The organism is Streptomyces pimonensis (assembly GCF_041380215.1).
Taxonomy (GTDB): domain Bacteria; phylum Actinomycetota; class Actinomycetes; order Streptomycetales; family Streptomycetaceae; genus Streptomyces; species Streptomyces pimonensis.
Genome location: NZ_JAHWZY010000002.1, coordinates 318801 through 327818 on the forward strand (window position 1 = coordinate 318801; position 9018 = coordinate 327818).

5 protein-coding genes and 1 pseudogene are annotated in these 9018 nt (G+C 72.6%); 4 read left to right on the top strand and 2 right to left on the bottom strand.

The window, feature by feature from the left end; genetic code table 11:
• Positions 1–126 precede the first annotated feature (126 nt).
• The 4 genes and pseudogenes from KYY02_RS04055 to KYY02_RS04070 all read left to right on the top strand — a co-directional run bounded on the left by KYY02_RS04055 (position 127) and on the right by KYY02_RS04070 (position 4966).
• Positions 127–1527, top strand: a complete 1401-nt coding sequence (locus KYY02_RS04055) for a cation:dicarboxylate symporter family transporter (protein ID WP_371236000.1) — start codon at positions 127–129, stop codon at positions 1525–1527.
• A 213-nt stretch (positions 1528–1740) separates the two neighbouring features.
• Positions 1741–2245, top strand: a pseudogene (locus tag KYY02_RS04060) (MerR family transcriptional regulator).
• Positions 2242–2565, top strand: a complete 324-nt coding sequence (locus KYY02_RS04065) for a thioredoxin family protein (RefSeq protein ID WP_371236001.1) — start codon at positions 2242–2244, stop codon at positions 2563–2565. Before KYY02_RS04060 ends, KYY02_RS04065 begins: the two are co-directional and overlap by 4 nt.
• A gap of 169 nt (positions 2566–2734) precedes the next feature.
• Entirely contained in the window at positions 2735–4966 is a 2232-nt protein-coding gene (locus KYY02_RS04070; RefSeq protein ID WP_371236018.1) for a HelD family protein, read from the top strand.
• 15 nt (positions 4967–4981) lie between these two features.
• Here the strand turns inward: KYY02_RS04070 and glgB are convergent, their stop codons facing one another.
• A complete protein-coding gene (gene glgB / locus KYY02_RS04075) occupies positions 4982–7447 on the bottom strand; it encodes a 1,4-alpha-glucan branching enzyme (protein ID WP_371236002.1) in 2466 nt (821 codons plus the stop codon).
• Between the two features lie 32 nt (positions 7448–7479).
• Positions 7480–8889, bottom strand: coding sequence for a maltokinase N-terminal cap-like domain-containing protein (locus KYY02_RS04080; RefSeq protein ID WP_371236003.1), 1410 nt, complete (start codon positions 8887–8889; stop codon positions 7480–7482).
• Positions 8890–9018: the final 129 nt, after the last annotated feature.

Below are 9018 nucleotides of genomic sequence, written 5' to 3' on the forward strand. Positions count from 1 at the left end.
AACTCAATGAACGGAAGGGTGACCGCGCTCACAGGGCACGACATAGTCACGGCGTTCCTTAAAACCCATCCCCCGGACGTGAGCCGCACGCCGGTGATGCCGACGACGTCGTCAAGGAGGGCCGCCGTGACCAGCACCACCGCTACGGCACCTGCCGCACCCAAGGCCAAGCGGGACCGCACGCACTATCTCTACATCGCGGTGATCATCGCGGTCGCCCTCGGTATCGCCGTCGGTCTGATCGCTCCCGACTTCGCGACCGAGCTGAAGCCGCTCGGCAGCGGCTTCGTGAGCCTGATCAAGATGATGATCTCGCCGATCATCTTCTGCACGATCGTGCTGGGCATCGGCTCCGTGCGGAAGGCCGCCAAGGTCGGCGCGGTCGGCGGCATCGCGCTCGGCTACTTCATGGTGATGTCGGTCGTCGCGCTCGCCATCGGCCTGGTCGTCGGCAACATCCTGGACCCGGGCACGGGCCTCGCGGTCACCGACGCCGTCAAGGAGACCGGTCAGGCGCAGGTCGACGCGGAGGCCAAGAGCACCGTCGACTTCCTGATGGGGATCATCCCGACCACGATCGTCTCCGCGTTCACCGCCGGCGAGGTCCTGCAGACCCTGCTGGTCGCCCTGCTCTGCGGCTTCGCCCTGCAGGCCATGGGCTCCGCCGGGCAGCCCGTCCTGCGCGGCATCGAGCACATCCAGCGGCTGGTCTTCCGCGTCCTGGCGATGATCATGTGGGCGGCCCCGGTCGGCGCCTTCGGCGCCATCGCCGCGGTCACCGGTTCGGCCGGCGTCGACGCGCTCAAGAGCCTGGCCGTGCTGATGCTCGGTTTCTACGTCACCTGCGTCCTGTTCGTCTTCCTGGTGCTGGGCACGATGCTGCGCCTCGTCGCGGGCGTGAACGTCTTCTCGCTCTTCAAGTACCTGGGCCGCGAGTTCCTGCTGATCCTGTCCACCTCCTCGTCGGAGTCGGCGCTGCCGCGCCTCATCGCGAAGATGGAGCACCTGGGCGTCAGCAAGCCAGTGGTCGGCATCACCGTCCCGACGGGCTACTCCTTCAACCTCGACGGCACCATGATCTACATGACCATGGCCTCGCTGTTCATCGCCGACGCCATGGGCACGCCGATGTCGATCGGCGAGCAGATCCCGCTGCTGCTCTTCCTGCTGGTGGCCTCCAAGGGCGCGGCCGGCGTCTCCGGCGCCGGTCTCGCCACGCTGGCCGGTGGCCTCCAGTCGCACAAGCCGGCCCTGGTGGACGGCATCGGCCTGATCGTCGGCATCGACCGCTTCATGAGCGAGGCCCGCGCCCTCACCAACTTCGCGGGCAACGCCGTCGCCACCGTCCTGATCGGCACCTGGACCAAGGAGATCGACCGGGACCGGGTGGACGAGGTCCTGGCCGGCCGCGCCCCCTTCGACGAGAGGACGCTGCTGGACGACGACCACGGCACCGGCGGTGACGCCGACGAGCCCCGCGCCGAGCTGCCCGAGAAGGGCGGCGAGAAGGAGCTGGCCAGGGCCTGACGGCCGACGCTCCACCCCCTGGACCCGGGCGGCTGGGACACTCCCCCCGTTGCTCAGCCGCCCGGTCACCGGAGGCCCGCCCGTATCCGGGCCTCCGCAGCCGCCGAGCGGCCGGACTCCCTTCCCCGTGGGTCCGGCCGCTCGGCTCCTTCCGTCCCGCTCGTCCCGTCCGCCCTTGCCCTGACGCCGACGTCAAGGCTTACGTTCGTCCCCATGCGAATCGGCGAACTGGCCGCGCGTGCCGGGACCACCACGCGGACGCTGCGGTACTACGAGCCGCGCGGACTGCTGTCCGCGCGGCGCACCGGGTGGGGGTCCCCCCGGCTCGAGCGGAGCCGAGAGCTGGGGGAGGACACCGGACCTACGACGAGAACGATCTGAAGCTGCTGCGGCAGATCCGCACGCTCCAGGACTTCGGGTTCGACCTGGAGGACACCCGGCCCTTCGTGGAGTGCCTGCGCGCCGGGCACCCCGAGGGCGACTCCTGTCCCGCCTCGCTCCAGGTCTACCGGCGCAAGCTGGACGAGCTCGACGCCCTGATCGGCGAGCTGCGCGCGGTACGGGCGAGGATCGGCGAGCAGCTGGCGCGGGCGGAGTCGGCGCGACGGGGGTCCCCCCGGCTCGAGCGAAGCCGGGAACCGGGGGAGGGCCGGCCGCCGAAGCGGCGGTTCCGGGAGGTCCGGAGCCGATGTGCGAACTGGGAGGGGAACTGCGATGAGCGGAGTGCCGGACGTCACGGACGCGGATTTCGAGGAAGAGGTGATCGGGTCGGCGCTGCCGGTGCTGGTGGAGTTCACGGCCGACTGGTGTCCGCCGTGCCGGCAGATGGCGCCGGTGCTGAGCGCGCTGGCCGCCGAGGAGGAGGGCCGGCTGAAAGTCGTCCAGCTGAACGTGGACGTCAATCCCGAGACGATCAACGCCTACAAGGTGCTGTCGATGCCGACCTTCATGGTGTTCCGCGGCGGGGAGCCGCTGCGGTCGATGGTGGGGGCCAGGCCCAGGCGGCGGCTCCTCGAGGAGCCGGCGGACGTGCTCTGACCTGGTACGCGGCACAAGAAAACCCCCGGGCAATTGCGCCCGGGGGTTTTCTTTGCGTATATTCATTGATTCGCGACTTCGTTTTTGAGGGAGTCGCGGTGAAGCTCAATGAACACAGTATATCCGGGCGGGAGCGGAATTGTCAAACACCGAATTTCCGGACGCCGAATTGCGGCAGGAACAGCAATTCGTCGACGGACTGTACGCACGCGTGGACGCCCTGCGCGGCGACGCCGAGGTGTCCGTCACGGAGGCGCTCGCCCAGGGTCACACCCCCCGGCAGGCCAGGCTGGAGCGGGACATCCTGGTCGCCGAACGCTCCGGGCTGCTCGCCGCGCTGAACGCGGTGGACGGCTCCCTCTGCTTCGGCCGGATCGACCTCGCCTCCGGCGCCACCCACCACATCGGCCGGATCGGCCTGCGCGCCGACGACGCCGAACGCACGCCCGTCCTCATCGACTGGCGCGCCGACGTGGCCCGCCCGTTCTACCTGGCCACCGGCCACACCACGATGGGCCTGCGGCGCCGCCGGCACATCTCCACCGAGGGCCGCCGGGTCACCGCCCTGCACGACGAGGTCCTCGACCTCGGCGACGAGACCCGCACCGGCCACGAGGACCCGACCGGCGACGCCGTGCTGCTCGCCGCGCTGAACTCCGCGCGCACCGGCCGCATGGGCGACATCGTGCGCACCATCCAGGCCGACCAGGACCGCATCATCCGCGCCCCGCACCGCGGGGTCCTGGTCGTCGAGGGCGGCCCCGGCACCGGCAAGACCGCCGTCGCCCTGCACCGCGCCGCCTACCTCCTCTACGAGCACCGCGAGCTGCTGGCCCGCCGCGCCGTCCTGATCGTCGGCCCCAACCCGGCGTTCCTCGGCTACATCGGCGAGGTGCTGCCCAGCCTCGGCGAGACCGGTGTCCTCCTGGCGACCGTCGGCGAGCTGTACCCCGGTGTGAGGACCACCCGGACCGACACCCCCGAGGCCGCCGCCGTCAAGGGCCGCGCGGAGATGGCCGACGTCCTCGCCGACGTCGTGCGCGACCGGCAGGCGCTGCCCGACCCGGTGATCGTGATCGAGCACGACCGCGAGATCCTCATGCTCGACGACGGCCTGGTGAACGTCGCCCGCGAACGCACCCGCGCCGCGAAACTGCCCCACAACGTGGCCCGGGAGCACTTCGAGGGCCACATCCTCAACGCGCTCACCGACATGGTCGCCGAACGCATCGGCACCGACCCCTACGACGGCTCCAACCTGCTCGACCCCAGCGACATCACCCAGATCCGCGACGAACTCGCCGACAACCCCGAGGTCCGGTCCGCCATCGACCAGTTGTGGCCGAGGATCACCCCGCAGCGCCTGGTCGCCGACTTCCTCGCCGCCCCCGAGGGGTATCTGCCCGACGAGGACGCCGCCGCCGTCCGCCGCCCGGTCACCCGGCACTGGACCGTCTCCGACGTGCCCCTGCTCGACGAGGCCGCCGAACTCCTCGGCGAGGACGACCGCCTCACCCGCGAACGGGCCGAACGCGAGCGGCAGACGCGGATCGCCTTCGCGCAGGGCGTCCTGGACGTCTCGTACGCCTCCCGCACCTTCGAGTTCGAGGACAAGGAGGAGGACGACCCGGACTCCTCCGAGGTGCTGTCCGCGCACGACATCATCGACGCCGAACGCTTCGCCGAACGACACGAGGAGGACGACCACCGCAGCGCCGCCGAGCGCGCCGCCGCCGACCGCACCTGGGCGTTCGGGCACATCGTCGTCGACGAGGCGCAGGAGCTCTCCCCGATGGCGTGGCGGCTGCTGATGCGGCGCAGCCCCACCCGCTCGATGACCCTGGTCGGCGACCCGGCACAGACGTCCGAGGCGGCCGGTGTCGGCTCCTGGGCGGACATTCTCACCCCCTACGTCGAGGACCGCTGGGAGCACACCCGGCTCGGCGTCAACTACCGCACCCCCGCCGAGATCATGGACGTCGCCGCGGCCGTGGGCCGCGCGGAGCACCCCGGCTTCGAGCCGCCCGGCTCGGTGCGCTCCACGGGCGTACGGCCCTGGGCCCGCGCCACCGACGACCTGCCCGGCGCGGTCGCCGGGGCCGTCGCGGAGCTCACCCCCCACGAGGGCCGCCTCGCCGTCATCGCCCCGCGCGAGCTGCACCGTGCCCTGGCCGCCCGCCTCGACGGGGTGACGGCGGGCGCCGAACCCGATCTGGCGCACGGAGTGGTGCTGCTCGACCCGCGCCAGGCCAAGGGCCTGGAGTTCGACTCGGTCCTCGTGGTCGAGCCGGCCCGCTACGGCACCAGCGACCTGTACGTGGCCCTCACCCGCGCCACCCAGCGGCTCGGGGTCCTGCACACCGAGCCGCTGCCGAAGCCGTTGGCCGACGCCCTGGGCTGAGCGGGGGCCCGGGGGTCAGGCCGGGCGCAGCCAGACGGTCGCCAGGGGCGGCAGGGTCAGCCGGATGCTCGCCGGGAACCCGTGCCGTCCCTGCGGCTCCGGTTTGACCGGGTCCGGACGGGTGACGTCACTGCCGCCGTAGCGGCCGGCGTCGGTGTTCACCACCTCGCGCCAGGCGGGCACGTCGTCGGGGACCCCGATGCGGTAGTCCTGCCGGACCACCGGGGCCAGGTGCGCCACCGCGAGCAGCGGGGAGCCGTCGCCGTCGTACCGCAGGAACGCGAACACGTTGTCCTCGGCCGCGTCCCCGGTCACCCACCGGAAACCGGACGGCTCGGTGTCGCACCGCCACAGCGCCGGGGTGTCCCGGTACACGGTGTTGAGGTCGCGCACCAGGTCCCGCACCCCGCGGTGGTCGGCCTCCGCGCCGTAGTGCGGGTCCAGCAGCCACCAGTCAGGGCCGTGCGCCTCCGACCACTCGGCGCCCTGCGCGAACTCCTGGCCCATGAAGAGGAGCTGCTTGCCCGGGTGGGCCCACATGAAGCCCAGGTAGGCGCGCAGGCTGGCGCGCTGCTGCCACCAGTCGCCGGGCATCTTCGACACCAGGGACCGCTTGCCGTGCACCACCTCGTCGTGGGAGATGGGCAGCACGTAGTTCTCGCTGTAGGCGTACACCATCGAGAAGGTCATCTCGCCGTGGTGGTGGCGGCGGTGGACCGGGTCGTGGCTCATGTACTGGAGCGAGTCGTGCATCCAGCCCATGTTCCACTTCAGCCCGAACCCGAGCCCGCCGAAGCCGCTGGGGCCCCTGTGGTGGGTGGCCCGGGTGACGCCGTCCCAGGCCGTGGACTCCTCCGCGATCGTCACGACCCCCGGCACCCTGCGGTACACGGTCGCGTTCATCTCCTGCAGGAACGCCACCGCGTCCAGGTTCTCCCGGCCGCCGCGCTCGTTCGGCGTCCACTGGCCGGGCTCACGCGAGTAGTCGAGGTAGAGCATCGAGGCGACCGCGTCCACCCGCAGCCCGTCGATGTGGAACTCCTCGCACCAGTACACGGCGTTGGCCACCAGGAAGTTGCGCACCTCGCGCCGCCCGAAGTCGAACTCCAGGGTGCCCCAGTCGGGGTGCGCGGCCCGCAGCGGATCCCCGTGCTCGTACAGCGGACGCCCGTCGAACTCGGCCAGCGCCCACGCGTCGCGCGGGAAGTGCGCCGGCACCCAGTCCATCAGCACGCCGATCCCGGCCCGGTGCAGGGCGTCGACCAGGCACCGGAAGTCGTCCGGGGTGCCCAGGCGCGCGGTGGGCGCGTAGAACCCGGTGACCTGATAGCCCCAGGAGCCGCCGAAGGGGTGCTCGGCGACCGGCATCAGCTCCACGTGGGTGAAGCCGAGGTCCTTGACGTACGCGGGGAGCTGCTCGGCGAGCTGACGGTACGTCAGTCCGGGGCGCCAGGACGGCAGGTGCACCTCGTACACGGAGAACGGCGCCCGGTGCGCGGGCGCCTCGGCCCGGCGCTCCAGCCACTCGGCGTCACCCCACTCGTACGCGGAGGACGTGACGACCGACGACGTGGCCGGCGGCACCTCCGTACGGCGGGCCATCGGGTCGGCGCGCAGGGTCTTCGAGCCGTCGGGGCGGGTGATCTCGAACTTGTACAGCTCGCCCTCGCCGATCCCCGGCACGAACAGCTCCCACACCCCCGTCGAGCCCAGCGAGCGCATGGGGAAGCCGGTGCCGTCCCAGAAGTTGAAGGTGCCGGCCACCCGCACCCCGCGCGCGTTCGGCGCCCACACCGAGAACCGGGTGCCGGTGACCCCCTGGTGGGTCATCGGGTGCGCGCCGAGGACCGTCCACAGCTCCTCGTGCCGGCCCTCGCCGATCAGGTGCAGGTCGAACTCGCCGAGCGTGGGCAGGAAGCGGTACGCGTCCTCCGTCTCCTGCACCGTCCCCTCGTACGTGACGAGCAGCCGGTACGCCGGGACCCCGCCCAGCGGCAGCAGTCCCGAGAAGAAGCCGTCGCCGTCGTCGTGCAGCTCGACGGTGAGGCCCCCGGAGACGACGGTCACCGCGAGGGCGTACGGCCGGAACGCCCGCAGGACGACCCCGCCGGGCACCGGATGCGCGCCGAGCACGGAGTGCGGGGCGTGGTGCGTGCCGTTCAGCAGCCGCTCCCGGTCGGCGCTGTCCACGGCGGGGGAGACGGCGATCTCCCTCCCGCGCGGGGCGGCGGCGTCCCGCACGGCCTCCTCCGGCGCCGGGGTCCGCCCGGCCGGGCCCCCGGCCGTCCCCTTCTTGGCCGCCGCCTTCCCGGCCGTCGTCTTCGGGGCCGCCGTCTTCTTGGCCGCTGCCTTCTCGGCCGTGGCCTTCTTCGACGCCGCGGCCGCCTTCTTCGCGGCCTTCTTCGCCGGCTCGGCCGCCGCGGGCCGTCGCTCGGCCGGCTGCTCCGGATGCGGACCGCTGGACTCGGGGCGGGGGGTCACGGGCGAAGCCTCCTGGACGCGGGTCGGATGGGTCAGATCAGGTCGGTCGTGGCGAGCCGGTGCACGGCGGCCAGCGGTACGGGCAGCCACTGGGGACGGTGCCGGGCCTCGTAGACCACCTCGTAGACCGCCTTGTCGGTCTCGTACGCGCGCATCAGCACCGGATCGGTGCGCGGGTCCCGGCCGGCCGTCTCCGCGTAGCCGGAGCAGTACGCCGCCCGGCACCGCACGGCCCAGTCCGGTTGTGCCGGGGCCACCGAACGCGCCGCGTAGTCGAAGGACCGCAGCATGCCGGCCACGTCCCGCACCACCGGCTGCGGCATCCGCCGCTCGGCCAGCGGCCGGGCCGGTTCCCCCTCGAAGTCGATCAGGGACCACTCACCGGCCGGGGAGCGCAGGCACTGCCCGAGGTGCAGGTCGCCGTGCACCCGCTGGGCGGTCCAGACGCGGCCCTCGGCGGCCAGGTCGTCCAGCGCCGTGAACGCCGAGCGCAGCCCGTCCGCGTACGGCCGCAGCGCGGGCACCGCGTGCGCGGCCGCCTCGAGCCGCTCGGTCATGCCGACGACCATGGTGCGGAGCTGGGCGTGCCCCAGCGTGACCGTGGGCAGCGCGCGGGCCAGCGCGGTGTGCACCTCGGCGGTGACCCGTCCCAGGTCCCGCGCCTCGGCGACGAAGTCCTCCCCCTTGGCCAGCTCCCGCAGCGCCAGCTCCCAGCCGTCGGTCGCGCCCTGCACGAACGGCTGGAGCACCCCCAGGACGTACGGCTCGGTCGGCGGTGGGCCGGGCGCCACCCCGGGCTCCGCGACCAGCCAGGCCGTCGGCGGGGGCACCCGGGGGCAGCCCTCGCGGGCCAGCGCCAGCGGCAGCTCCAGGTCGGGGTTGGTCCCGGGCAGCACCCGGCGCAGCAACTTCAGGATGAACGTATCTCCGTAGACGACCGACGAGTTCGACTGCTCGACGGTCATCAGGCGCGGCACCAGACCGGACCGGATCTCCTGGCGCGGGTCCCGCTCGAAGCGAAGCCCGCCGATCCGGGCCTGGGTGCGCAGGGCCTCCAGGAGCAGCTCGGCGGGCCGGGTGTCGTGCAGGGCCTCGTAGACCGTCAGCCCGGCCAGCGGGCCCCGCGTCACATGACCGATCAGCGCGGGCGCGAGCCGGGGCGGCAGCGCCTCGCGCACGCCTATGAACAGCTGGTAGCAGTCGCCGGGCTGCTCGGGGCCGCCCGGCTGGAGCGGCTGGCGCGTGCGCACCAGCAGGTGGTACAGGCCCAGCTTGGCCGTGGGCGGCAGCAGTTCGGTGGCCGCCACCAGGGAGAAGCCCGTGACGGGGTGTCCCTTGCCCGCGAACCAGCGCTGTCGCGGCAGCCATTCCCTCAGCAGTGGATCCAGTGACGCAAGGAGGCCGGGCGGGGTCGTGACGGTGCGTGTGACGGCTTCCGACATGGCGTCGCGTCCTTTCCCCTTTTCGGCGCGCCCACGGGGGTGCCGCCGGTGGGCGGGGTGTTACTCATGCGTGCCCCGGGCGGAGCGGTGGAAACCGCCCCGCCCCGGGTTCTACGCGGCGTCCTTGCG